The 447-nt window shown below is 70.5% G+C and carries 1 protein-coding gene; it reads right to left on the reverse strand.

Translation table 11 applies throughout. The features are described from left to right. Nucleotides 1-447 (reverse strand): autotransporter-associated beta strand repeat-containing protein (locus tag AC6LJ5_RS30350; protein WP_498142457.1); only part of this gene is annotated, 447 nt, incomplete at both ends.

Raw genomic sequence — 447 nt, forward strand, 5'->3', positions numbered from 1 at the left:
GCCGCCGTCCAGCGACAGCGCGCCCGAAGCCGCGCCCAGGTTCGCGTCCCGGGATACCTGCACCGTGCCGCTGTTGACCGCCGTGCCCCCGGTGTAGGTGTTGACGCCGGACAGCGCCAGTGTGCCCAGGTCCGTCTTGACCACCTTGGCCGCGCCGTCAAGCACCGTGGCGATCGTCGCCGTGTAGCCCGCGCCGGCCGCCGTGCCATCGCCCACGCGGATCGTCGCCTCGTTCGACCCGCTTCCCGCCGCGCCCGTCAGGCTCAGCTTGTCCCCGCTGGCGTTGCCCTGCAGGACATAGCCATCGGTGGCGAATTGCATGCCCTGCACGTTGATCGCCCCATTGGCGCTGCTGTCGACCAGCACCGTGCCGCTCTGGCCGCTGAAGATCGCGTAGGCGTCCTGGTTCCAGCCCGCGTTGACCCTGCCGCCGACATCGGTCCAGTT

This window comes from Achromobacter sp. 1011791174 (assembly GCF_059760925.1).